Below are 24,002 nucleotides of genomic sequence, written 5' to 3' on the forward strand. Positions count from 1 at the left end.
CACTAGTAGGACAGCCCGTGCCCGATCGGGTACAGCACCCGCGCGGGGTCGTCGGCCCGTTGCACCGGCACCGGCAGCCTGCCGCGCGGGGACACCCGGCCGGCGATCACCCGGGCCGCGGCCCGGACCTCGACGTCGGTCCAGGAGTACGCCGCCAGGAAGCCCGGGACCTCCGGGAGTTGGGCGACGTCGTACGGGTTGCGGACGGCCACCGCCACCACCGGCCGCCCGGTGGCGAGGAGTTGCCGGACGAGCGACTGCTGCGCACTGCCCGCCGTGACGTTGTACGTCCCCACGACCACCGCGTCCGCCTCCTGAGCGGCGGCCACCGCCGAGGCGACGACGGCCGCGGAGGGTGCCGTGCCCGTGGACAACGCGGTGGCGGTGAAGCCCAGTTCGGTCAGCGCGGCGGCCAGCACCCCGGTGGGCGGTCCCGTCGTGCCGGACGGGGAGGCGGGGTCGGCGCCGACGACCAGCAGCCTGCGGTGCGTGCGCCGGGACAGCGGGAGCAGCCCGCCCTCGTTGACGACCAGCGTCGTCGTCCGCTCCGCGATCCGGTCGGCGGCGGCCAGGTGCGCGGCCGTGCCCACCGTGCGGCCGACCCGGTCCTCCCGGACGTACGGCTCGTCGAGCAGCCCCAGCCGGTCCTTGAGGCGCAGCACCCGCAGGATCGACTCGTCGAGCCGTGCCTCCGTCAGCTCCCCGCCGCGCACGGCCGTGAGCACGGCGTTCCAGGCGGTGTCCAGGTCCGGCGGGTTGAGGAGCTGGTCGACGCCCGCCTTCAGGGCGAGCACCGGCACGCGGTCGTCGCCGTACTTGGTGCGGACGCCCTCCATGCCGAGGGAGTCGGTCACCACGACCCCGTCGTAGCCGAGTTCACCGCGCAGGATGCCCGTCAGGATCGGCTCGGAGAGGGTGGCCGGGTCGCCGGAGCCGTCGAGCGCCGGGAACTGGATGTGCGCGGTCATGATCGAGTCGATGCCGGCGCGGATCGCGGCCCGGAACGGCGCGGCGTCCAGTTCCTCCCACTGCTCCCGGGTGTGCGTGATGACCGGGAAGCCGTAGTGGCTGTCGACGGCGGTGTCCCCGTGCCCGGGGAAGTGCTTGGCGGTCGCCGCGACCCGCGCGCCCTGGTAGCCCTTCACCTCGGCGGCCACGAGCGCGGCGACCGCGTCGGGGTCGGCGCCGAAGGAGCGGACGCCGATCACCGGGTTGGCCGGGTTGACGTTCACGTCGGCGTCGGGGGAGTAGTCCTGGTTGACGCCCATGGCGCGCAGCTCCGTGCCCGAGAGACGGCCGAGCTCGCGGGCGTCGGCCGGTGAGCCGCCCGCCCCGACGGCCATCGCGCCCGGGAAGAGCGTGGCGGGCCTGCCGATCCGGCACACGATGCCGTGCTCCTGGTCGGTGGCGATCAGCAGCGGCAGGCCGCGGGGGAGGGCGAGGGAGGCGCGCTGGATGCCGTTCGAGAGGGCGGCGATCTGCCGCGGGTCGCGGGTGTTGTGGGCCCAGGTGAAGTAGATGATGCCGCCGACGCGGTACCTGGCGACCAGTTCGGCGGCGGTGCGGACGCCGATCTCGGAGAGGTTGGCGTCGATGTCGGCCTGGTCGGGGTCGGTGGCGGAGTGTCCGTACACCCGCATCACGAACAGCTGGCCGACCTTCTCTTCCAGGGACATGCGCGAGACGAGGGCGCGCAGCCGCCGCTCCCGGCCCGCGGCGTGGGCGGGGCCGCCGACGGAGAGGGTGGTGGTCACACCGGCGGTGGCGGCGAGGACCGTGCGTCTGGAGGGGGTGGGGATGTTTCCCACGGCGCTGTCGGGCACGTGCGCGCTCCTTCCGGAGGGGGGATCCGTGGAGTTGCGTGGCGTTCTGAAGGAAACTTCCGGGAGCCACGAATATCTTGACGCTTTCTGCCAGTCAAGAGGCCGCACGGGCCGCACGGGCCCTTCGGCCGGCCCGGGGACCGCCGTTCCCCGTCACTCCGGCACGTACTGCGTCACGCCGCCTCGTTCAGGAGGCGCACCAAGTGGTCGCGGCCGGGGCCCAGGAGGCCGGGGAGCGGGGCGGCCGACTCGTACCAGCGCTTCTCGTACTCCCAGCACAGCCAGCCGTCCCAGCCCCCGCGGCACAGGACGTCCACGCACTCGGTGAGCGGCAGCACCCCCGCGCCGAGCGGCAGCGGCGTGGTGTCGTCGGCCGACGCGATGTCCTTGACCTGCACGTACCCGAGGTGCGGGGCGAGCGCCGCGAAGGTCTCCTGCGGCTGCTCCCCGCCCAGCCAGGTGTGCATCACGTCCCACAGCGCGCCCACCTGCCGGTGTCCGACGGGCCCGAGGACCCGGATGGCGTCGGCGCCGGTGCGGTGCGAGTCGTGCGTCTCCAGCAGGATGCGCACACCGAGCGCGGCGGCGTCCTCGGCGGCGGTGCCGAGGCGCCGCGCGGCCGTCGCGTCCGACTCCTCCCGCGGTACGTCGGGGTCGCCGCCGGGGAAGACCCGGATGTACGGGGCGCCCAGGTCGTGGGCCAGTTCGAGGAGTCGGCGGATTTCGGTGAGCACCGGCTCGTCCTCGCCGGGCGCCGCGACCCGCGCGTACCCGGCGAGCCCCAGCACCTCCACGCCGGTCGCCTTGAACGCGGCGGCCACGTCGGCGCGCTCCGCCGGCCCGAGACCGGGGTGCACCGGTTCCTCGGGGTGGGCGCGCAGTTCGACGCCGTGGTAGCCGTGGGCGGTCGCGAGCGCCAGTACCTCGGGTACGGGCAGACCGGGGACACCGAGGGTGGAGAAGGCGAGCTTCATGTGCACGGACCCTACTCGTCAGCGGCCCGGTCCGTGGAGATCCAGGCGCCAGTCCTGGCCGACGAGATCCTTGCCGAAGGAGTGGTGCGGGGTCTCGTCGACGAGGACGAAGCCGTGCCGCCGGTAGACGTGGCGCGCGGCGGTGAGCACGTCGTTGGTCCACAGCACCAGGTGCCGGTACCCGGCGTCGCGCGCGAAGCCGATCACGGCCCCGACCAGCCGGTCGCCGAGGCCCGTCCCGCGGGCCGCCGGTTCGACGAGCAGGAGCCGCAGCCGGGCGGTGTCGGGCGTGTCGTCCCGTACGCACATCACACAGCCCACCGGCCGTCCGCCCTCGGTCTCCGCGATCCACACCCGCTCCCGCCCGGGGTCGTGGTCCTGCGCGAAGTCGGCGACGATCCGGGCGACCAGCCCCTCGTACTCGGCGTTCCAGCCGTACTCGGCGGTGTACAGCGCGGCGTTGCGCTGCACGATCCAGCCGAGGTCGCCGGGGCGGGGTTCGCGGAGGACGGTGTCTGGGCGGGGTTCGCGCAGGGCGGCGTCGGGGTGGGGTTTTCGCAGGGCGGCGTCGGGACGGGGCGCGGGCGGGACACCGTCGGAGTGGGGCCCGGGCAGGGCGGTGTCGGAGCGGGGCGGCAGGGTCCCGTCGCCCAGGACGTCGCGGATGGTGCGCATCGCCTCGGCGAGCCGGGCCCGGTCGTCCGGGACCACGGGCGCGAGCAGCGCGTCGACCGACTCCCGGGCCCGCTCGTCGAGCAGCCCGGCGGCCTCGCGGCCGGCCGCGGTGAGGGTGACGCGCCGTCGCCGCGAGTCCCGCTCCGACGGTGCCCGCTCGACCAGCCCGTCCCCCTCGAACCGGTTCAGGATGCGGCTCAGGTACCCGGCGTCCAGGGAGAGTTCCGTACGGAGGTCGGCGGCGTCGGTGCGCGGTGAGTGGGCCAGTTCGTACAGCACCCGGGACTCGGTGAGGGTGTACGGGGCGTAGAGGCGGCGGCCGTAGTCGAGGGCGCCGATCACGTTGGTGTAGAAGCGGTTGAAGGCGCGGACGTCCTGCGCTGTCATGATGGCGACCCCGGATCGTTGACTGGGTCAGAGATGTACTCCGAGCGTACGCCTCCGCCCGCGCCTGCGTGAAGACGCGGCGACGGCCGGGCAACATGCCGTCCGTGACTGTCATGGCTTGGCCAAGTTCATGCCGCGTTTTGTCCGCGCGTTCATCGCGCGCCTCTGACGCCGTACGCCGCCCCGGGCGGAGAGTGGCCGCGGTCCAGTCCGCGAGAACGCTCAAGAAGGGGCAACCATGGCTGAGTTGACGCGTCGCAGACTCCTGGGTTCGGCCGCCGGAGCACTGGGTGGCGCGGCGGCCCTCTCCCTCCTCCCTCCGAGTGTCCGCAAGGCCGTCGCCGCCGAGCCGCCGCGGAACGGCTCGCTGCGCGACATCGAGCACGTCGTCCTGCTGATGCAGGAGAACCGGTCCTTCGACCACTACTTCGGCACGCTGTCCGGGGTGCGCGGCTTCGCCGACCCGGACGCGCTGCGGCTCGGCGACGGGCGCAGCGTCTTCTACCAGCCCGACGATCGGAACCCGAAGGGTTATCTGCTGCCCTTCCACCTCGACACCCACACGTCCAGCGCGCAGGCCATCCCCTCCACCAGTCACGCCTGGTCGGTCCAGCACGAGGCGTGGAACGGCGGCCGGATGGACCGGTGGCTGCCGGCCCACCGCAAGGCCGACGGTGTCAACGGGCCTTACGTCATGGGCTACTACACGCGTGAGGACATCCCGTTCCAGTTCGCGCTCGCCGAGACGTTCACCGTCTGCGACAACTACTTCTGCTCGGTGTTCGGCCCGACCTGGCCCAACCGGCTGATGTGGATGACCGGTTCGATCGACCCGGGCGGCACCCGGGGCGGTCCGGTCATCAGCAACTCGGCGCCGTCGCCGTACCGTTGGACGACGTACGCCGAGCGCCTCCAGGCCGCCGGGGTCAGCTGGAAGGTCTACCAGCAGGACGACGACTACGGCTGCAACATGCTGGAGCAGTTCGCGGCGTTCCGTGCCGCGCAGCCGGGGTCCGACCTCTACGAGCGCGGTGTACGGCCGCAGCCCGAGGGCACGTTCGAGGACGACGCCCGAGCCGACCGGCTCCCGGCGGTGAGCTGGATCATGCCGACCAGCTTCCAGTCGGAGCACCCGGACTATCTGCCTGCCGCGGGCGCCGACTTCGTGGCGTCGAAGATCGAGGCGATCGCGGCCAACCCGAAGGTGTGGCGCAAGACGGCGTTCATCCTCAACTACGACGAGAACGACGGCCTGTTCGACCACGTCGTCCCGCCGACGCCGCCCGCAGGCACCAAGGACGAGTTCATCGGGGGCCTGCCGATCGGCGGCGGCTTCCGGGTGCCCGCGATCGTCGTCTCGCCCTGGACCGTGGGCGGCTGGGTCGCCTCCGAGGCGTTCGACCACACGTCGGCCCTCCAGTTCCTGGAACGCTTCACGGGCGTGGCGGAACCGAACGTGAGCGACTGGCGCCGGGCCACCTTCGGCGACCTGACCAGCGCCTTCCGCTTCACCGACGCCGACACCCGTCCGCCCCGCCTGCCCGACGACACGGCGGAACAACTCGAAAGGGCCAAGCAGGAGGTCGCCACCCTCCCCAAGCCCACCCTCCCGACGACGACCCAGCACTTCCCCCGACAGGAACCGGGCACGAGACCGCACGTATAGCCGTGCCACCCCAGCCACCACCTCGCCGGCCCGCCCCCACTCGCACTTGGGGGCGGGCACTCGGCACCCACCCGATCCGACGGCCGGGAGTGCCCTATCGTCACCCGATGCCCACACACCCCATCGACCGCCCGTCCGATCTCGACGTGGTCCGTGAGTCCTACGACCGCGTGGCCGACAACTACGCCCACATGGTGGTGACGACGGGGGTGGGCGACATCCGTCACCATCCATGGCTCAAGGCGTCGATCGACGCCTTCGCCGACACCGTGGGGGAGCTGGGGCCGGTCCTGGACGTCGGCTGCGGCCCCGGAACGGTAACGGCCTACCTCGCCGAACGCGGACTCGACGTGTCCGGGGTGGACCTCTCCCCTCGCATGATCGAGAACGCGCGCCGCCTTCATCCCCACTGCCGCTTCAGCGTGGCCTCCGCCACGGAGCTCGACCTCGCCGAGGCGTCCCTCGGAGGTGTGCTCGGATGGTGGTCACTGTTCAACCTCCCCCGGGACGTCCTCCCCCAGGTCCTCGCCCACTTCGCACACGCGTTGAAGCCGGGCGGACACTTCATCACCGGTACGCACGTCGGCGACGAGGACGTGGTGCGCACCGAGGCCTACGGGGGCGTGCCCGTTCGCTGGACGACACACAAATGGCAGCCGGAACAACTCAGGGACCTGATCGAGCGGGCGGGCCTGCACCCGGTCGCCGAACTCCACCTCCCCGCGGACGAACAGACCGGCCCAAGCCTGATCATCATGGCCGAACGCCCTGCCTGAACACCAGGTATTGGAGCCGACACAGGGTCCCGTGCCGGAACCCGCGTGAAGCGCCACCGGCTACCGCCAGCCCGCACATCGCGTGCGGGCTGAGGGGGTCGTTTCGTCGCCTCGGCACCCTGATGCTGACGGAACGTCTCTACATGGCTGATCAGATGTGGGCAGAGGCTTCCGCGCGCTGGATTACCGCGGAACTGGAACGCGGCCCGTCGACGATCAGGCGGGAGATACGCCGCAACCGCCGCCCCACCAACGGCGAGTACTGCCCCCGTGCTGCTGAGGCCCGCACCAAGACGCGCCGCCCCTCGCCCCGCCCCAAACGCGGGAAGAATGCGCTGAACCCGGAACTGCGGGAGTACATACAAGAGCGCCTGGACAGGCGCTGGAGCCCGGAACAGATCGTGTAGCACCTACGGCGGGACCTCCCAGCCGCCCGGAGATACACGCGGTCCACGAGACGATCTACCAGGCCCTCTACGTCCAGGGCCGAGGAGAACTGCGCCGGGAGTTGATCACCGGCAAGGACAACGACTCCATCATCGGCACCCTGGTCGAATGCTTCACACGCTACGTGGTGCTCCTGCACCTGCCCGACGGCCGCGGCACCAACTGGTCCGCGACGCAATGGTGGAGACCGTGAAGACATTGCTGACCCACCTCATACGGTCCCTCACCTGGGACCAGGGCAGCGAAATGAGACGGCACCTCCGCCACAGACATCCCGGTCTACTTCAGCGAGCGAGGCTCGAACGAGAACACCAACGGCCTGCTGCGGCAGTACTTCCCCATGGGTACCGGCCTGTCCGTCCACACCCGCGAGTACCTCGACGCCGTCGCCGAACTCAACGGCAGCCCACGCAAAACGCTCGGCCGGGAAATCCCAGCCGAGCTTCTGCATAAACTCCTCACGACTGCCTAACACTGATGACGTGTTGCAACGACCGATGGAATCCGCCCCTGCTGGTAGGTGGGGACGCTGCCTACACCGAACGAGGGCGCCGCTACGTGGCTTTTAGGCGTTCAGTCGCTGACCGTTCGCGGTGCTGGGCTCCCAATCAACGACAGTCGGTCGCTTTCCCTGATTGAAGCAGAATTCTTTTAGTGCGGCTTCAACCCTATCCACTGGCACGACGTTGCATCGTTCGTACCAAAGAGGATAGCCGGGGTCAGAGGTAACGCGCGGATCGAAGGAAGGTGGAGTTTCGTTGTGTGATACCCAGTAAAATTGATCGGGATCTTCAGGAATCTCCTCGCCCCACCAGATCATTCCGCCGTATCCGCTATCTCGATTTACCCCCACGATCAAGGAATTTTCCGCCACCGCGGGAACTTCTGTTCCTTCTGGAAGGTCGAACACATGGAACGATGCGATACTCCCCGCATCGAATCCCAAAGGAACCTCGCGTTCTGACTCCAGCTCGTTCAAGGCCCGGTCGATGGCGATCTTTACTTCCTGTGGAGCGGAAGTTCGCTTCATCTCGCCATTGATCCAGAATTCGACAATCATATCTTACCTGGCCCTCTGCCCTGGAATACCTTAGGGGTGCTCGCACCTGGATAGTACGCTGTGAGTGTAGATCCGACGGGAAGTATATTCTCGATGAGAACGCTGCGGGAATCTCGGCCGGTGCACACGCCTTTATTGTTGTTGATGACGATGGTCGCGTCCTTGACATCGTTCATCAGCATTTTGTAGGCGAGTTTGGTCTCCGCGTGCGTGTCTCCAAAAAAACTAGTCTGTTTAGGGTGGCCGTATCCGATCTTCTTGAGATAGGCCTGTATGCCTGCTGTGTCTTCATCTTTCATGCTGACAATGCTGTCCGGCAGGGATGGTATCCGATTTCCCTTGTCATCCCGAATTTTCCCCGTTGTAATCCACTCGCTCGCGAGTTCATCGAAGATGTCCTCTACCCATTTGGGGCAGGCCGCGTCGGTGTTGTGGACGAGGACATTGGTGGTGCCGGTGGAGACGTAGTAGGTGTGGAGGTCGTCGACGGTGAGGTCGTAGGCGCCCTGGAGGCCCTGCCAGTCGCGGGTGCGGGCGATGGCGGCAGTGCTGTTGTTCGGGGTGCGGAGGGTGTCGCCGGCCTTGAGGTCCGACGCGTTCTTCCACGTCCGGTCGTTCTCGGTCCAGTAGGGGTGGTGAGCGGTGGAGGTGAGGGTGGAGCCGTCGGCGAGGGTGACGTCGGTGAAGTTCCGGTCGTCGGGGGTATGGATGGTGCGGGTGACGGTCCGGGGGCCGGTTTCGCCGGTAGTGGGGTCTGTGGCGGTGACGAGGTCGCCGGGTTTGATCTGCTCGATCGGGCGGCTGGTGCCGTCGGCCAAGAGGACCTTGGTGCCGACCGGGAAACTGTGTGCCGCGCCGGCCAGACAGCTGACAGTCCGGCGGACGGCTCGCCCGCCCTTGAGCGCTTCGACACCCTTGCCGATCTTGGCGGCAAATTTGAGCTTGCCCCAGGGTGTGACGCCGACGACGGCCATCACGCAGTCCCCGAGGGTGGGGTCGGCGATGCAGGCTTTGATGTCGGCGAGCCCCGACAACTCCCAGATGATCGCCTTGTATGTGCGGGGGTCCTTCGCCACGTCCACGGCTTGGTCGATCGCCCCGTGGTCGCAGATGACCGTGTTGATCGGGAAGATCGAGTGATCGAACGGAAGGAGGTCGACGCAGAAGGCGTCGGGGGAATTGCTCTGTTGTGCTTTCCGCTCTTCCTTCGCCTGTTTGAGGGCCTCCTCCATCTCCTGATCAGCGAGGTCGCGGGTTGCCTGCCAGGCTTGTTTGGCTTCGGCCTCCGCTTCGGCGGCACTCTTGTCGGCGGCGGTGGCCGATGCGCGGGCCCGGTCGGCGGAGTTGTCGGCCTGCTGTGCCGAGTAGCGTGCGTAGGAGGCCGAGAACTCCGCGTCAGCGGCGGAATCCTCGGCGGCAGTGGCGTCCTGTGCGGCCCGGTCGGCAGCGCTGCGCGCGGTGACCGCTGATGCCGCTGCGTCGGCGGCGCTCTGGGCGGCGGCATTCGCCGACGTCTTGGCGTCGGCCGCGTACTGCGCGGCCTGGTCGGCCGACTTCTGCGCCTGTGCGGAGGCGGTTGCCGCTTCCGCGGCGGCGTTGATGGCCTTGGCCGCTGCTTCGGCGGCGCGCCAGGCGTTCTCTTGTGCCTTCGCGGAGACCAGGGAGCCCTCGGCGAGGAGCCGCTGGACCTGATGGACGTGGGTGGTGGCGAGGTCGTCCTTGCGCTGGGCCATGTACTGGCCGGTGCTGACGAACTCGTGGATCAGCTCGGGTGGTCCGGCGAGAGCGATTTTCGCCGCTGCCTGGACTTCGGCGCCGCCGGTCTCGGCGAGGCGGCCGGTGACGACCCTTTCGTCGGCCACGCGCTTGCTGTACTGGCCGATGTGCAGGAATGTCGCGAGGGTCTTGCCGTCTCCGCCGGCGAGTGCGGCCTTGGCGGCGTCGCTGACCCCGGGACCGCCGGTCTCGGCGAGGCGGGCGACTTCGACCCTCATGTCAACACGGGCGGCCTGGTACTGGCCGAGGGAGTGGAATGCCTCGATCTGTTCCGGGGTCCCGTTGCTCAGGACTTCGGCGGCCGCGGTGCGGACGGAGGCGTAGGGGCTTTGGGTGCTCAGGTTGACGACGCGTTGGCGTACGTCGTTGTCGCCGGCCTCTTTCCAGCGGGTGCGCAGGTAGTCGAGGACGTCCTGGTCGGTCCCGGAGAGTGCGCGCGCGCCGGCTTCCTGATGCCAGGGACCGAACCGGTTACGGCGAATCCGGTGCTTCCGGCAAGCCGACGATGCTCATCGAGCTACGGGTCACCAGCTGACCTGCGGTCTCCGAAACAAGGCCGTCGGCAGCCAGGTGCAGCCGCGCGGCGAAGCCGACGAGAGCCGCACTCCCTCTGACTGCGAACACCCGTCAATCGTGCTGCGGTCCGATTTTCGCCGGACGTGCAGGACTCACACCAGGAAACCAAGGTCATGCAACACACCAGACCCATACGTGGCTCCGCGCTTGCAGTGGTCCTTGCGGCAGCGCCCTTAGTTCTCGCACCTGTTCCGGCCCAAGCCGTCACCGGCGCCCCCGCTTCAACCGGTACTCACGCGTTCACGGCGCGGTTGGAGATCGGTGCAGGTGACAGCAGCCGCGCCTGCTCCGGTACGTTGGTGGACGCCGAGTGGCTGCTGACCGTCGCCAGTTGCTTCGCCGATGACCCGGCAACGAGCCTGTCGGTGCCGGCCGGAAAGCCGGAGTCGACCACAACGGCGACCATCGGACGCACCGACCTGACCACCGCTGACGGCGTTGTCCGCACCGTTGTCGAACTGGTCCCACGCACCGACCGTGACCTGGTGCTCGCCCGGCTGAATCGACCGGTCACCACTGTGGCCCCCATCGCCCTGGCGTCCACCCGGGCGACCGTGGGCGAGACACTGGCCTTCGCCGGGTACGGCCGTACCCGGGACGAGTGGGCACCTTTGAAGTTGCACACCGGCTCGCTGTCGGTGGATTCCTCCGATGCCACCACGTCGGCTGTCACCGGACAGAACGACACCACCATCTGCGCGGGTGACGCAGGGGGCCCCGAAATCCGTGTCACCAACGGTCAAGCCACTTTGGTCGCGGTCAACAGCCGCTCGTGGCAGGGTGGTTGCTTCGACACCGGCTCCACCGAGACCCGCACCGGCGGTATCGCCACCCGCGTTGACGACCTCGGCGGCTGGGTCGCCTCGAAGACCGATGCGCCACGGATCACGGATTTCAACTGCGACGGTATCGAGGACATCGCCGTCGCCGATCCCAAGGCGACTGTGGGAGGTGACACCGGAGCCGGCCTGGTGCGCATCGTCTACGGAGGCGGCAAGGGCACAGTCGAGATCAACCAGGATCTCGACTGGGTGTCAGGCGGTGCGGAACCCGACGACTGGTTCGGCGAGAACATGGACACCGTCGACTACGACGAGGACGGCTGCACCGACCTCGTCGTCGGCACCCCCTCTGAGGACCTCGGCACCAGCGCCGACGCAGGTATGGTCGACATCCTCCACGGCGCTCCCAATGGCATGGGAACCGGCACGGCCAAGGACACCCACTTCGAGCAGGGCCAGGGCAGCGGAGCGCTTGCCGCCTCCGCCTCCGAGTCCGGTGACCGGCTCGGCCATGCCGTCGCGGCCGGCACCACCACCACCGGCGAACCTTTCCTCGTTCTCGGGGTACCTGGTGAGTCCCTCGGATCCATCGCCAAGGCTGGCCAGGCGATCTACGTACACGGCAACACCAGTGTCGCCGTCGTCGGTGTCAACCAAGACAGCACGGGCGTACCAGGTGCGGCAGAGCCGAACGACAGATTTGCCAGCACTGTCGCTGCAGACGCCAACCACATCGCCATCGCCGCGCCCAACGACGCCATCGGCACCAAGGCGAACGCCGGCAACGTCATCGTCTTCGACCACAGGCTGAACGCCGAGGGGAAGCCCACACCACTGTTCGTTCTCGACCAGGACCTCGACACCGTCGCGGGCAACGCAGAGGAAGGCGACCTCTTCGGGGCGTCCCTCGCCATGGTTTCCCACCGGCCTTCCGGTTCCTCGACCGCCACCGAATCCATCCTGGCCGTGGGTTCACCCGGCGAGGACCTCGACATCGGCGGTTCCTCCAGATCCGACGCCGGTAATGTGGTCACCTTCCGTGTCACCGCGGCCGGCACCTACAGCCAGCTCAACGAAATCGACTCCGGCACGGACAGCGACGATGTGACCGGCACCGCCGAAACGGGCGACAACTTCGGCCAGACGCTGACGGCTGTGAACACCGCACCCCGCGCCGTCGGCTCCGCCACTACGCTGAAGCTCGCCGTCGGCATTCCCGGTGAAGCCATCGGCACCACCGCCAAGGCCGGTGCGGTCCATGCCTTCTCCCTGCTCGGCTCCCCCGGGACCAATGATCACTGGATCGAGGCCGGTGACGCATCCGGCATACCGGGGCCCCCGTCTGCCGACGCGCAACTGGGCGCGAGTCTCCACTTCACCGCAACCAACCTCTACGTCGGCATGCCCTACGGCCCCGGCACCGGCGCCGTCCACTCACTGCCCATGACCAACGTGACAGCGGGCGGAACCGACGGCCCGGTCACCACGTTCCGGCCGGGCAGCGGCGGTCTCCCCGCCACAGGTGCCCGTTTTGGGTACGTCGTCCGGTAATTCACCTACCGGGCAACCTCGTCAGTCCTTCGAAGGTGATCGCTTCGAGAGGCTGACGAGGTGATCTCACAGGTCGGCGCTCACGGCGAACAGTGGGTATCGCCGCCGGTCGAACGGCTGAGTGTCTGCGCAGACGTCCGGCACGTCACGTGCGAGGTCTCCCCGAGGAGCCTCTTACCATCAGTTCGCCCCGTATCGTCGCCGTCCCCCCGGGCGGAGCCTCCTCCCGCCCCATCGCGATCCGTCCCGCCCGTGCCCCCGCCTCCGCCAGCGGCAGTCGTACCGTCGTCAGGGCCGGTAGCGTGTCGACGCTGAAGGGCAGGTCGTCGAAGCCCACCACCGACACGTCGTCCGGGATGCGCCGCCCGGCCTCCCGCAGCGCGGCGCACGCCCCCAGCGCCACGGAGTCGTTCGCGGCGACGACCGCCGTCAACTCCGGGTCCCGCCGCAGGAGTTCGCGCGTCGCCTCGTACCCGGACCGGCGGTCGTAGCGTCCGTGCACCGTCCGGCGGGCGTCCTCCTCGACGCCCGCCGCCGCGAGCGCCGCGCGGTGCCCCTCCAGCCGGTGCCGCGTGGTCGTGCGCTCCTCGGGCCCCGCGATGTACCCGAGCCGCCGGTGTCCCAGCCCGATCAGGTGCTCGGTCAGCTCCCGCGCGCCCCCGCGGTTGTCGAAGTCGAGCGCCACCGTGTCCGTCCCCTCGGCCGGCGGCCGTCCGCACAGCACCACCCGCGTCCCCGCCTCCGTCATCCGGCGCAGCTTCGCCGCCACCGCCTCCGCGTGCGGCTCCCCCTCCACCGCCCCGCCGGTCAGGACGACCGCCGCCGCCCGCTGCCGCTGGAGCAGCGTGAGATAGGTCAGCTCCCGCTCGGGCGAGCCCCCGGTGTTGCACACCACGGCCAGCCGCTCGCCCCCGGCCCGCCCCCCGGGCCCGCCGATCTCGGACTGGATCGCGCCCGCCATGATCCCGAAGAAGGGGTCGGCGATGTCGTTGACGAGGATGCCGACCAGGTCGGAGGTGGCCGCGGCCAGCGCGCTCGCCGGCCCGTTGAGGACGTAGTCCAGCTCGTCCACGGCCCGCAGCACCCGCTCCCGCGTGGCCGCGGCGACGGGGTAGTTGCCGTTCAGCACGCGCGACACCGTCGCGGGGGAGACCTGGGCGCGGGCCGCCACGTCCGCCAGGGTCACCGTCATCTCGTAGTCCTCCGGTCGCGCGTCTCTTCGTACGCCGTCCCTCGACGGTTCGTACGTCGTGCAGACCATAAGGCCACCGGCCCCGCCTGTTCGCCCCCTCGAACAACTCGATGCCGTCACGCTCTTGTCCGCCCTGCCCCGCAGGGGTTAGCTTCACTGCGATAGAAAGCGCTTGCTATCCGGGTTTCGGTCAACAGGCCGGGCGGACGAAGGGAACGACGTGACACGCAAGACGGTGCGGATCGCCATGAACGGCGTGACCGGGCGCATGGGTCACCGGCAGCATCTCGTCCGGTCCATCCTCGCCCTGCGCGAACAGGGCGGACTCGACCTCGGCGACGGCACCGTGCTGTGGCCGGAGCCCGTCCTGGTCGGCCGCCGCGAGACCGCCCTGCGGGCCCTCGCCGACCGCCACGGCCTGGAGCACGTCACCACCGACCTGGACGTGGTCCTCGCCGACCCCTCCGTCGACATCTACTTCGACGCCCAGGTCACCTCCGCCCGCGAGGACGCCCTGCGCCGGGCGATCGCCGCAGGCAAGCACGTCTACACCGAGAAGCCCACCGCCACCGGCCTCGCCGGCGCCCTCGAACTCGCCCGCCTCGCCCGGGACGAGGGCGTCCGCCACGGCGTGGTGCAGGACAAGCTGTTCCTGCCCGGACTGCTGAAGCTCAAGCGCCTGGTCGACGGCGGCTTCTTCGGGCGGATCCTGTCCGTGCGGGGCGAGTTCGGCTACTGGGTCTTCGAGGGCGACTGGCAGTCCGCCCAGCGCCCCTCCTGGAACTACCGCGCCGAGGACGGCGGCGGCATCGTCGTCGACATGTTCCCGCACTGGGAGTACGTCCTGCACGAGCTGTTCGGCCGCGTCACCTCCGTGCAGGCCCTCGCCACCACCCATGTCCCGCGGCGCTGGGACGAGTCGGGGAGGCCGTACGACGCGACCGCCGACGACGCCGCCTACGGCGTCTTCGAACTGGAGGGCGGCGCGGTCGCCCAGATCAACTCGTCCTGGGCCGTGCGCGTCCACCGGGACGAACTGGTCGAGTTCCAGGTCGACGGCACGGAGGGCTCCGCGGTCGTCGGGCTGCGCACGTGCCGGGTCCAGCACCGCGGTGCGACGCCGAAGCCGGTGTGGAACCCGGACGTCCCCGCCACCGAGGCGTTCCGCGCGCAGTGGCAGGAGGTGCCGGACAACGGCGAGTTCGACAACGGCTTCAAGGCCCAGTGGGAGCTGTTCCTCAAACACGTCTACGCCGACACCCCTTACCACTGGGACCTGTTCGCCGGCGCCCGCGGCGTTCAGCTCGCCGAACTCGGCCTGAGGTCCTCGGCAGAGGGCCGCCGCATCGACGTACCGGAGATCCAGCCGTGACCCTCCGACTCCCCGGCACGGACGGCCGGTTGCACGCCTACACCCCCCGCGCCGAACCCCTCGTGCCCACCCCGGGCGCCCCCTTCTCCTCCCGTACGGTCCTCGCGGCGGCGCACGTCGTCGCCGACCCGTTCGCCGACACCACCCCCGACCCGCCCGCCGCCGTCGACTGGGACGCCACCCTCGCCTTCCGCCGCCATCTGTGGTCCCACGGGCTGGGAGTCGCCGAGGCCATGGACACCGCGCAGCGCGGGATGGGCCTGGACTGGGCGGGCGCGGCGGAGCTGATCCGGCGCTCGGCCGCCGAGGCGAAGGCGGTCGGCGGCCGGATCGTCTGCGGCGTGGGCACCGACCAGCTCACCGTCACCGAGATCGGCTACCCCTACGGCCTGGACGGCATCCGCGCCGCCTACGAGGAACAGCTCGCCGTCGTCGAGGAGTCGGGCGCACGCGCCGTCCTCATGGCCTCCCGCGCGCTGGCCGCCGTCGCCCGGGGACCCGAGGACTACCTGGAGGTCTACGGCCACCTGCTGCGCCAGGCCGCGCGACCGGTCGTCCTGCACTGGCTCGGCCCGATGTTCGACCCCGCGCTGGAGGGCTACTGGGGCGCCACCGACCTGGACGCCGCCACCCGCACCTTCCTCGACGTCGTCGCCTCCCACCCCGGCAAGGTCGACGGCGTCAAGGTGTCCCTGCTCGACGCCGACCGGGAGATCGCGCTCCGCCGTCTGCTGCCCGACGGGGTGCGCTGCTACACCGGCGACGACTTCCACTACCCCGAGCTGATCGCCGGTGACGAGCACGGCTTCAGCCACGCGCTCCTCGGCGTCTTCGACCCGCTGGGCCCGCTCGCGGCCGGGGCGGTACGGGTCCTGGACACCGGGGACACGGACGGTTTCCGCGAACTGCTCGACCCCACCGTCGAGTTGGCCCGGCACCTCTTCCGGGAACCCACCCGCTACTACAAGACGGGCGTGGTGCTGCTGGCCTGGCTCGCGGGCCACCAGTCGCACTTCACGATGGTCGGCGGCCTCCAGTCGGCCCGCTCCCTGCCGCACCTCGCCCGCGCCTACGAACTCGCCGACCGGCTGGGCCTGTTCCCGGACCCGGCGCTGGCCGAGCACCGGATGCGGGACCTGCTCGCGGTCCACGGGGTGGCGCGATGAACCCGGCGGACCTGGAGCGCTTCTCCCTCAACCAGATGACCGTCAGACAGCTGTCCCTGCCCGAACTCGTCGCGTCCTGCGCCGAGTCGGGCATCCGGCACGTGGGCCTGTGGCGGGAGCCCGTGCGGGCGTACGGCGTCGGGGCCGCCGCCCGGCTGGTGCGCGGGGCGGCGCTGAACGTCACCACGCTGTGCCGGGGCGGTTTCCTCACCGCGCGGGACCCGGCCGGGCGGGCCGCCGCGCTGGACGACAACCGGCGGGCCGTCGAGGAGGCCGCCGCCCTCGGCACGGACACCCTCGTCCTGGTCTGCGGCGGGCTGCCGCCCGGGTCCCGGGACCTGCGCGGCGCCCGTGAACGTATCGCGGACGCGCTCGCCGAACTCGGCCCCTACGCCGAGACCCACGGCGTGCGCCTCGCCGTCGAGGCGCTGCACCCGATGTACGCGGCCGACCGCTGTGTCGTCTCCACCCTCGCCCAGGCCCTGGACCTCGCGGAGCGGTTCCCCGCCCGGCAGGTGGGTGTGGTCGTCGACACGTACCACCTGTGGTGGGACGACACGGCTCCCTCGCGGGTCGCCGAGGCCGGTGCGGCGGGGCGCATCCACGCCTTCCAGCTCGCCGACTGGACCACCCCCCTCCCGGAGGGCGTCCTCAACGGGCGGGGACAGCTCGGGGACGGCGTGATCGACTTCCGGGAGTGGAGGGGGTACGTGGAGGCCGCCGGATACACCGGGCCCATCGAGGTCGAGCTGTTCAACGAGGAGCTGTGGTCCCGTGACGGGCGCGAGGTCGTCGTGGAGACCGCGGCGCGCTTCGTGGAGCACGTGATCCGGTGAGACGCCGCCGGGCCGGGGTGGCACGGGTGCGCGAAAAAAACTTCGGGAACCCGTGCAACCCTTCGGTGGTCAGGTGTGTCGTATTTGGAGTCAGGACTTCTGGGGGGGATCCGGGGGGATCGCGGGGGTTCTGACGGGGAGGGAAGATCCGAGGGGTCCCGCCGACGGGCGGGACCCCTCGAAGCCTTTCCGGCCGGGTGCCGTGAGCCTCCGGCCGGGTGCCGTGAGCCGGGTGCCGGGGCCGGACGTCAGAAGAAGACCCCGCAGCGCAGCAGCACGTTCGCGTACGGAGTGGCCTCTCCCGTGCGCACGATCAGCCGCGCCGACCGCGACAGCCTCTTCAGCTCCTCGTGGGGGACCAGCGCCAGGTCGGGGAAGCGGTCGTCGAGCAGCGCGGCCGTCGCCGGGTTGGCCGCGCGGACCTCCGTCGCCGCCGTCGCGCCCTCCACCACCAGTTCGTCCAGCAGCCCCGTCAGCACCTCGGCGAAGGGCGGCACACCCGCCCGGAACGCCAGGTCCACGACCGCGGGGCCGTCCGGTATCGGCATACCGACGTCACACACCAGCACCCCGTCCCCATGCCCCAACCCTGCCAGGGCCCCCGCCAGCCCCCGATTGAGCACCCCACCCTTCTTCACACCCCACCGCCAGTGGCCCCGCCGCGGCCTCCCCGCCCACCGCCCCCGACCCCACCGCCGGCCTTCCGCCCGCCGGCCCCGGCTCCGTTGTCGGTTCCGCCCTCGGGTTCCCACCCGTAGGCCCCGGACCCGCCATCGGCTCCCCGCCCACCGCCAGCGGACCCGCCGTCGGCTTCCAGCCCACCGTCCCCGGTTCCACCGTCGGCTTCCCGGCCTCTGGTTCCGGATGTCGAGGCGGATGCCGGGCCGTCTGCTCCGGACGCCCCGCCTGTCTCCCGGCCCCCGGCCCCGGACGCGCCCTTGGCTTCCGGCCCGTCGGTTCCGGACGTGCCGTCCGTCTCCCGGCCATCGGCCGCGGATGTGCCGCCGACCTTCAGTTCACCCGTCCCGGATGCACCCTTCGTCTCCGGCCCGCCGATTCCCGACGCGCCGTCCGTCTCCTGGCCCCCGGCCCCGGACGCGCTCTTGGCTTCCGGCCCGTCGGTTCCGGACGTGTCGTCCGTCTCCCGGCCATCGGCCGCGGATGTGCCGCCGACCTTCAGTTCACCCGTCCCGGACGCACCCTTCGTTTCCGGCCCGCCGATTCCCGATGTGCCGTTCGGTTCCTGATCCTCGGCCTGGCCGAACTCAGAGAGTTCCGTCGGTGTGGGGAACGACTCCTGGGCGCCCCGGCGGGTGACCGCTGCCGCTCCGACGCGGGACGCGTACGTCGCCGCCTCCTCCAGGGTGGCGCCCGTGCCCAGGCGCCAGGCCAGGGCCGCCGTGAACGCGTCGCCCGCGCCGGTGGTGTCCACGGCCGTCACCGGCACCGGCGCCACCCGGCTCACGCCCCGGGCCGAGGCCACCAGCGCCCCGGCCGCGCCCAGCGTCACCACCACCGAGCGCGGGCCCTTCGCCAGCAGCAGCCGCGCCCAGTCCTCCGGCGCGTCGCCCACGGCCGTGTCACCGAGGAGCACCTTCGCCTCGTGCTCGTTGACGATCAGCGGATCGCAGGCCGCCAGCACCTCGGCGGGCAGCGGCCGCGGCGGCGACGGGTTCAGCACGAACCGGCCGCCCGGGGCGAGCGCCCGCACCGTCGCCTCCACCGTCTCCAGCGGGATCTCCAACTGCGCCGAGACCACCCGCGAGGCGTGGAACAGACTTCCCGCGGCCAGCACGTCGCCCGGCGTGAGCCGGCCGTTGGCGCCCGGCGAGACCACGATGCTGTTGTCCCCCGACGGGTCCACCGTGATCAGCGCGACCCCGGTGGGCGCCCCGCCGACCAGCACCCCCACCGTGTCCACCCCGGCCGCCCGCTGCGAGTCGAGCAGCAGCCGGCCGTGCGCGTCGTCGCCGACCCGGGCCAGCAGGGCCGTACGGGCCCCGAGCCGGGCCGCCGCGACCGCCTGGTTGGCGCCCTTGCCGCCGGGGTGCGTGGCGAGGTCGGACCCGAGGACCGTCTCCCCCGCACCGGGGCGCCGTTCGACACCGATCACCAGGTCGGCGTTGGCCGAACCCACGACCAGGAGGTCGTAGTCGTACATCCGTTGACTCCCGTCAGCCGCTGAAACCGTTCACGTTCTGCTTCGTGACGACCTTCACCGGCACCTTCACCGTCGTCTCGACCTTCTTGCCCTCGATCGCGTGGAGCGCGTTGTCCACGGCGATCTTCCCCAGCTGGGTGGGCTGCTGGGCCACCGACGCGTACAGCGTGCCGTTCTTGACCGCGGTCAGACCGTCCGGGGTGCCGTCGAAGCCGACCACCGGGACCGACGTGCCCGCCTTCGACCCCAGCGCCTTGATCGCGCCGAGGGCCATCTCGTCGTTGGCGGCGATGACACCCTGCACGTCGGGGTGGGCCTGGAGCAGGTTCGACATCACGTCGAGGCCCTTGGTCCGGTCGAAGTCGGCCGGCTGCTGGGCGACGACCTGGATGCCCGGGTACGCCTTGAGACCCGCGGCGAAGCCCTGCGCGCGCTCCCGGGCGGCCGACGTCCCGGCCTGGCCCTGGAGGATGACGATCCGGCCCTTGCCGCCGAGCTTCTCCGCGATCGTCCTCGCGGCCAGCTCACCGCCGGCGACGTTGTCGGAGGCGACCAGCGTGGCCGTGGTGGCCTTGTTGACGCCTCGGTCGACCGCGATCACCGGGATCCCCGCCTTGTCGGCCGCCCGTACGGACGGTCCGGCCGCGTCCGAGTCCACCGGGTTGACGATGATCGCGCCCAGGTTCGAACTGGTGAAGTTCTGCAACTGGTTGGCCTGCTGGGAGGCGTCGTTCTGGGCGTCCGTGACCGTCAGGTCGACGCCCTGCCGCTTCGCCTCGGCCTGCGCGCCCGAGCGGATCTGCACGAAGAACGGGTTGTTGAGGGTCGACAGCGACAGCCCCAGCTTGGGGGTCGTCGAGGACGCACCGTTGTGCAGGAAGGAGGTCGCGCCGACGATCGCCACCGTCACCACGGCAGCGAGCGCGTACGTCGCCGCCTGCCTGCCCTTGCCGCCGCCACCGGCGCCCGCGGCCACCGGGGTCGCGCCCGCCTTGCGGCGCAGCGTGTCGAGGAGCACCGCCAGCGCGATGACGACACCGATCACGACCTGCTGCCAGAACGCCGACACCGACAGGAGGTTGAGGCCGTTGCGCAGCACCGCGAGGATCAGCGCGCCGATCAGGGTGCCGGACGCCTTGCCGGTGCCGCCCGCGAGGGAGGCGCCGCCGATGACGACCGCGGCGATCGCGTCCAGTTCGTAGCCGTCGGCGGCCTGCGGCTGCGCCGAGGACAGCCGGGCGGCGAGCACGACGCCCGCGGCGGCCGCGAACAGGCCGGACAGGGCGTAGATCGCGAGCTTCTGCTTCTTCACCCGCAGGCCCGAGAGGCGCGCGGCCTCCTCGTTGCCGCCGATCGCGTACATGGACCGGCCGATGTAGGTGCGGCCCAGCACGAACGCCGCGATCAGCCCCATGACGACCATGACCAGCACCGGCACGGGCAGCCAGCCGCCCAGGGTGTCACCGAGGTGCGAGACTGAGTCGGGGAAGGGGATCGGGGAGCCTTGAGAGATCACCAGGGACAGACCGCGGCCCACCGACAGCATGGCGAGCGTCGCGATGAACGGCGGCAGCTTGCCGTACGCGATCAGGAAGCCGTTGACCAGGCCCGCCGCGATACCGGTGGCGACGGCCAGGATCACCGCGAGGACGACCGGCACACCGTGCGACGTGGCGCTCCACGCGAGCACGGTCGCCGAGAGGGCCGCCACCGAGCCCACCGACAGGTCGATGCCCGCCGAGACGATCACGAAGGTGACGCCGAAGGCGAGGATCGCGGTGACGGCGGCCTGGACGCCGATGTTGAGGAGGTTGTCCGTCGTCAGGAAGTCGCCGGACAGCGCCGACAGCGCGACGACGAGGACGATGAGCGCGGTGAGCGCTCCGTTGTCGAGGAGCAGACGGCGCAGACCGCCCTGGGCGCCACCCGCGCCCGTCGTGCTCTTGAGCGTGTCAGTGGCCACGGGGGGCCTTCCCTTCGGTGGTAGGAGTGCTTACGGCGAGCGCCATGACGGCGTCCTGGGTGGCCTCGTCGGCCGTGAGTTCGCCCGCGATGCGGCCCTGGGCCATCACCAGGACCCGGTCGCTCATGCCGAGGACCTCGGGCAGGTCGCTGGAGATCATCAGGACGGCGGCTCCCGCGGCCGTCAGTTCGTTGATCAGCTGGTAGATCTCGACCTTGGCGCCGACGTCGATGCCGCGCGTGGGCTCGTCGAGGATCAGCACCTTGGTGTCGGCGAGCAGCCACTTGCCGATGACGACCTTCTGCTGGTTGCCGCCCGACAGGGTGCGCACGTGCTGGCCGAGGCCCGCCATGCGCACGCCGAGCTGTCCGGCGATCCGTTCGGCCGCCAGGTGCTGGCCCCTCAGGTCGACCAGCCCCGCGCGGGTCGCCCTGCGCATGGTCACCAGGCCGAGGTTCTCCTCGACGGAGGCGTCGAGCACCAGCCCCTGGCCCTTGCGGTCCTCGGGGACCAGCCCGATCCCGGCGGCCATCGCGGCGTTCACGTCGTGGCCGCGCAGCCGGTCGCCCGCCACGTGCACGGCGCCCTTGTCGTAGGGGTCCGCGCCGAACACCGCCCGCACGACCTCGGTGCGGCCCGCGCCGACGAGTCCGGCGATGCCGACGACCTCGCCGGCGTGCACCTGGAAGCTGACGTCGTGGAACACACCGTCTCTGGTCAGTCCGTCGACGGTGAGCAACGCGGCGCCGGAGTCGGCGCGTTCGCGCGGGTACTGCTGCTCGATCGAGCGGCCCACCATCAGCCGTACGAGTTCGTCCTCGGGGGTGGTGGCGGGCACCTCCCCGACGGAGCGGCCGTCCCTGAGGACCGTCACGCGGTCGCCGAGGGCGGCGATCTCCTCCAGGTGGTGCGTGATGAAGACGACGCCGACACCGTCCTCGCGCAGCCTGCGCACGATCGAGAAGAGCTTCTCGACCTCCTCGGAGGTGAGCACGGCGGTCGGCTCGTCCATGATCAGCACACGTGCGTCGAGGCTCAGCGCCTTCGCGATCTCGACCATCTGGAGGCGGGCGATGCCGAGTTCGCGCACCCGCGCGCGGGGCGACACATTGACGCCCACGCGCGCGAGCAGCACCTCGGCGTCGGCCTCCATCCTCTTCCGGTCGATCATCCCGAGGCGCCGGGGCTGCCGGCCCAGGAAGATGTTCTCGGCGACCGTCAGATCGGGGACGAGGTTGAACTCCTGGTAGATGGTGGCGATCCCCAGGCGCTCGGAGTCCTGCGCACCGTGGATGCGCACCTCCTCGCCGCCGACGAGGATCCGCCCGGCGTCGGGGCGGTAGGCGCCGGAGAGCATCTTGATGAGGGTGCTCTTGCCCGCGCCGTTCTCACCGAGCAGCACGTGCACCTCGGCCCGGCGCAGGTCGAAGTCGACGCCGTCGAGCGCGACCACACCCGGGAAGACCTTCCGTATGCCCTCGATGCGCAGCAACTCGTCCTGGTCGCTCACGACTGGCTCCTGTTCCTTGCGGGGTCCTCGCCGCACGAGCGGCGTACGACGAGACGGGCGGGGAGGGTGACGGACCGGGGAGGCCGCCCCTCGATGCGGTCGACCAGGGCCCGTACGGCGGCCCGGCCCAGCTCGCCCGTGGGCTGGGCGATCGCGGTGACCGGCGGATCGGTGTGCACGAACCAGGGGATGTCGTCGAACGCGGCCAGCGCGATGTCGTCCGGGACGCGCAGCCCACGCGCGCGGATCGCGTCCAGCGCGCCCAGGGCCATCAGGTTGTCCGCCGCGAAGACGACCTCCGGCGGTTCGGGCAGGTCGAGGAAGCCCTCGGTGACCCGCCGCCCGCTCTCGGCCTGGAAGTCGCCCTGACCCGTGTAGGCGTCGGGGAGGGGGATCCCGTACTCGGCGAGGGCGTCCCGGAACGCCTCGACGCGTTCGCTGCCGGTGGTGGTGGCCGCGGGGCCCGCGATGATCGCGAGCCGCCGGTGGCCCAGCCGGTGCAGATGGGCGACGAGGTCCCGTACGGCCTCGCGCCCGTCCGAGCGCACCACCGGCACGTCGACGCCCGGGATCCACCGGTCGACGAACACCATCGGCGTGCCCGCGCGCGCGGCGTCCAGCATCAGCGGGGAGCCGCCGTCGGTGGGGGAGACGAGCAGGCCGTCGATACGGCGGTCCAGCAGGGTCCGTACGTGGTGGTCCTGGAGGTCGGGGCGTTCGTCGGCGTTGCCGATGATCACGCTGTACCCGAGCGCGCGGGCCTCCTCCTCGACGGAGCGGGCCAGTTCGGTGAAGTACGGGTTCAGCACGTCGCTGATGACCAGGCCGAGGGTGTGGGTCTGGTCGGTGCGCAGCGACCGGGCGACGGCGTTGGGGCGGTAGCCCAGCGTCTCGACGGCGGCCAGCACGCGTTTGCGGGCGTTCGTGCTGACGGACGGGTGGTCGTTCAGCACGCGCGACACCGTGGCGACCGACACCCCGGCCTCGGCGGCCACGTCCTTGATGCTCGCCATCGCCGGCCCCACCTCCTCGTGAAATCGTTTCCACCGGACGACCAACAGGATTGGAAACGATTACATTCCGCCGTGACAACCCCCTGAGACCAGATCGTGACCCAGCCCGCTCTCGGGTTACGGCGCGACTACGACCGGTCGGTCACGGAACACGCCGATGCGGCGGGCGCCGGGAGCACGTCTCGGCCGCTGAACCCGCCCGCTGGAACCTGCCTGATGGACCTGCCCGCTGGAACCTGCCTGATGGAACCCGTGCGAACGCCCCGAGGGCCGACGCCGGTCCTGGCGTCGGCCCT

Annotated in this window: 16 protein-coding genes and 3 pseudogenes; 7 read left to right on the forward strand and 12 right to left on the reverse strand. The window is 70.8% G+C overall.

Going from position 1 to position 24,002, the window contains the following annotated elements:
* Nucleotides 1-2: 2 nt before the first annotated feature.
* The 3 genes from AB0F77_RS29335 to AB0F77_RS29345 all read right to left on the reverse strand — a co-directional run bounded on the left by AB0F77_RS29335 (nucleotide 3) and on the right by AB0F77_RS29345 (nucleotide 3,859).
* Nucleotides 3-1,823: a glycoside hydrolase family 3 protein gene (locus AB0F77_RS29335; protein WP_361954687.1), complete on the reverse strand. Its 1,821-nt coding sequence runs from the start codon at nucleotides 1,821-1,823 to the stop codon at nucleotides 3-5.
* Nucleotides 1,824-1,996: 173 nt separating this feature from the next.
* Entirely contained in the window at nucleotides 1,997-2,797 is an 801-nt protein-coding gene (locus AB0F77_RS29340; protein WP_361954688.1) for a sugar phosphate isomerase/epimerase family protein, read from the reverse strand.
* A gap of 18 nt (nucleotides 2,798-2,815) precedes the next feature.
* Nucleotides 2,816-3,859 (reverse strand): helix-turn-helix domain-containing GNAT family N-acetyltransferase, encoded by a 1,044-nt coding sequence (locus AB0F77_RS29345; RefSeq protein ID WP_361954689.1) that lies wholly within the window; start codon nucleotides 3,857-3,859, stop codon nucleotides 2,816-2,818.
* Between the two features lie 238 nt (nucleotides 3,860-4,097).
* Between AB0F77_RS29345 and AB0F77_RS29350 the strand changes: the two genes are divergently transcribed.
* The 3 genes and pseudogenes from AB0F77_RS29350 to AB0F77_RS29360 form a co-directional block, all read left to right on the forward strand.
* Nucleotides 4,098-5,525, forward strand: coding sequence for an alkaline phosphatase family protein (locus tag AB0F77_RS29350; RefSeq protein WP_361954690.1), 1,428 nt, complete (start codon nucleotides 4,098-4,100; stop codon nucleotides 5,523-5,525).
* Between the two features lie 107 nt (nucleotides 5,526-5,632).
* On the forward strand, nucleotides 5,633-6,301 hold the full coding sequence (locus tag AB0F77_RS29355; protein WP_361954691.1) for a class I SAM-dependent methyltransferase: 669 nt from the start codon (nucleotides 5,633-5,635) through the stop codon (nucleotides 6,299-6,301).
* A gap of 131 nt (nucleotides 6,302-6,432) precedes the next feature.
* Nucleotides 6,433-7,220: pseudogene (locus AB0F77_RS29360) on the forward strand (IS30 family transposase); the annotation flags it as partial.
* 93 nt (nucleotides 7,221-7,313) lie between these two features.
* Here AB0F77_RS29360 and AB0F77_RS29365 read toward each other — a convergent pair.
* From AB0F77_RS29365 to AB0F77_RS29375, 3 genes and pseudogenes are all read right to left on the reverse strand, one after another.
* Nucleotides 7,314-7,808, reverse strand: a complete 495-nt coding sequence (locus tag AB0F77_RS29365) for an Imm1 family immunity protein (RefSeq protein ID WP_361954692.1) — start codon at nucleotides 7,806-7,808, stop codon at nucleotides 7,314-7,316.
* Nucleotides 7,805-9,802 (reverse strand): polymorphic toxin-type HINT domain-containing protein, encoded by a 1,998-nt coding sequence (locus AB0F77_RS29370; RefSeq protein WP_361954693.1) that lies wholly within the window; start codon nucleotides 9,800-9,802, stop codon nucleotides 7,805-7,807. The genes AB0F77_RS29365 and AB0F77_RS29370 overlap by 4 nt, the downstream gene beginning before the upstream one ends.
* A gap of 24 nt (nucleotides 9,803-9,826) precedes the next feature.
* Nucleotides 9,827-10,066 (reverse strand): annotated as a pseudogene (locus AB0F77_RS29375) (ALF repeat-containing protein); the annotation flags it as partial.
* Between the two features lie 207 nt (nucleotides 10,067-10,273).
* Here AB0F77_RS29375 and AB0F77_RS29380 point away from each other — a divergent pair.
* Entirely contained in the window at nucleotides 10,274-12,493 is a 2,220-nt protein-coding gene (locus AB0F77_RS29380) for a S1 family peptidase (protein WP_361954694.1), read from the forward strand.
* Nucleotides 12,494-12,638: 145 nt separating this feature from the next.
* Here AB0F77_RS29380 and AB0F77_RS29385 read toward each other — a convergent pair whose 3' ends face one another.
* Entirely contained in the window at nucleotides 12,639-13,685 is a 1,047-nt protein-coding gene (locus tag AB0F77_RS29385) for a LacI family DNA-binding transcriptional regulator (protein ID WP_361954695.1), read from the reverse strand.
* A gap of 220 nt (nucleotides 13,686-13,905) precedes the next feature.
* Between AB0F77_RS29385 and AB0F77_RS29390 the strand changes: the two genes are divergently transcribed.
* From AB0F77_RS29390 to AB0F77_RS29400, 3 genes are read left to right on the forward strand one after another with little or no spacing between them, the layout of a single operon-like run.
* Complete coding sequence (locus AB0F77_RS29390) at nucleotides 13,906-15,057, forward strand: Gfo/Idh/MocA family oxidoreductase (RefSeq protein WP_361954696.1); 1,152 nt, start codon at nucleotides 13,906-13,908, stop codon at nucleotides 15,055-15,057.
* Entirely contained in the window at nucleotides 15,054-16,223 is a 1,170-nt protein-coding gene (locus AB0F77_RS29395; protein WP_361954697.1) for a dihydrodipicolinate synthase family protein, read from the forward strand. Before AB0F77_RS29390 ends, AB0F77_RS29395 begins: the two co-directional genes overlap by 4 nt.
* Nucleotides 16,220-17,059, forward strand: coding sequence for a sugar phosphate isomerase/epimerase family protein (locus AB0F77_RS29400; protein ID WP_361954698.1), 840 nt, complete (start codon nucleotides 16,220-16,222; stop codon nucleotides 17,057-17,059). Before AB0F77_RS29395 ends, AB0F77_RS29400 begins: the two co-directional genes overlap by 4 nt.
* A 248-nt stretch (nucleotides 17,060-17,307) precedes the next feature.
* On the opposite strand, the gene rbsD is transcribed toward AB0F77_RS29400, so the two are convergent.
* The 5 genes and pseudogenes from rbsD to AB0F77_RS29425 all read right to left on the reverse strand — a co-directional run bounded on the left by rbsD (nucleotide 17,308) and on the right by AB0F77_RS29425 (nucleotide 23,706).
* Nucleotides 17,308-17,697 carry a D-ribose pyranase gene (rbsD, locus tag AB0F77_RS29405; protein WP_361954699.1) on the reverse strand — a complete coding sequence of 130 codons (390 nt, stop codon included), beginning with the start codon at nucleotides 17,695-17,697 and terminating at the stop codon, nucleotides 17,308-17,310.
* 644 nt (nucleotides 17,698-18,341) lie between these two features.
* Nucleotides 18,342-19,220: pseudogene (locus AB0F77_RS29410) on the reverse strand (ribokinase); the annotation flags it as partial.
* A 13-nt stretch (nucleotides 19,221-19,233) separates the two neighbouring features.
* Nucleotides 19,234-21,183 (reverse strand): substrate-binding domain-containing protein, encoded by a 1,950-nt coding sequence (locus AB0F77_RS29415; RefSeq protein WP_361954700.1) that lies wholly within the window; start codon nucleotides 21,181-21,183, stop codon nucleotides 19,234-19,236.
* Nucleotides 21,173-22,693, reverse strand: a complete 1,521-nt coding sequence (locus AB0F77_RS29420) for a sugar ABC transporter ATP-binding protein (protein ID WP_361954701.1) — start codon at nucleotides 22,691-22,693, stop codon at nucleotides 21,173-21,175. The genes AB0F77_RS29415 and AB0F77_RS29420 overlap by 11 nt, the downstream gene beginning before the upstream one ends.
* Nucleotides 22,690-23,706 carry a LacI family DNA-binding transcriptional regulator gene (locus tag AB0F77_RS29425; RefSeq protein ID WP_361954702.1) on the reverse strand — a complete coding sequence of 339 codons (1,017 nt, stop codon included), beginning with the start codon at nucleotides 23,704-23,706 and terminating at the stop codon, nucleotides 22,690-22,692. Before AB0F77_RS29425 ends, AB0F77_RS29420 begins: the two co-directional genes overlap by 4 nt.
* Nucleotides 23,707-24,002: the final 296 nt, after the last annotated feature.

It is taken from the genome of Streptomyces sp. NPDC026672, assembly GCF_040638185.1.
Classification (GTDB): Bacteria; Actinomycetota; Actinomycetes; order Streptomycetales; family Streptomycetaceae; genus Streptomyces.

Bases quoted from the DNA above. Each gene is read 5' to 3' on its own strand.
- AB0F77_RS29340 (WP_361954688.1), bottom strand. From the start codon at position 2,797: ATGAAGCTCGCCTTCTCCACCCTCGGTGTCCCCGGTCTGCCCGTACCC.
- AB0F77_RS29345 (WP_361954689.1), bottom strand. From the start codon at position 3,859: ATGACAGCGCAGGACGTCCGCGCCTTCAACCGCTTCTACACCAACGTG.
- AB0F77_RS29350 (WP_361954690.1), top strand. From the start codon at position 4,098: ATGGCTGAGTTGACGCGTCGCAGACTCCTGGGTTCGGCCGCCGGAGCA.
- AB0F77_RS29355 (WP_361954691.1), top strand. From the start codon at position 5,633: ATGCCCACACACCCCATCGACCGCCCGTCCGATCTCGACGTGGTCCGT.
- AB0F77_RS29365 (WP_361954692.1), bottom strand. From the start codon at position 7,808: ATGATTGTCGAATTCTGGATCAATGGCGAGATGAAGCGAACTTCCGCT.
- AB0F77_RS29370 (WP_361954693.1), bottom strand. From the start codon at position 9,802: ATGAGGGTCGAAGTCGCCCGCCTCGCCGAGACCGGCGGTCCCGGGGTC.
- AB0F77_RS29380 (WP_361954694.1), top strand. From the start codon at position 10,274: ATGCAACACACCAGACCCATACGTGGCTCCGCGCTTGCAGTGGTCCTT.
- AB0F77_RS29385 (WP_361954695.1), bottom strand. From the start codon at position 13,685: ATGACGGTGACCCTGGCGGACGTGGCGGCCCGCGCCCAGGTCTCCCCC.
- AB0F77_RS29400 (WP_361954698.1), top strand. From the start codon at position 16,220: ATGAACCCGGCGGACCTGGAGCGCTTCTCCCTCAACCAGATGACCGTC.
- AB0F77_RS29425 (WP_361954702.1), bottom strand. From the start codon at position 23,706: ATGGCGAGCATCAAGGACGTGGCCGCCGAGGCCGGGGTGTCGGTCGCC.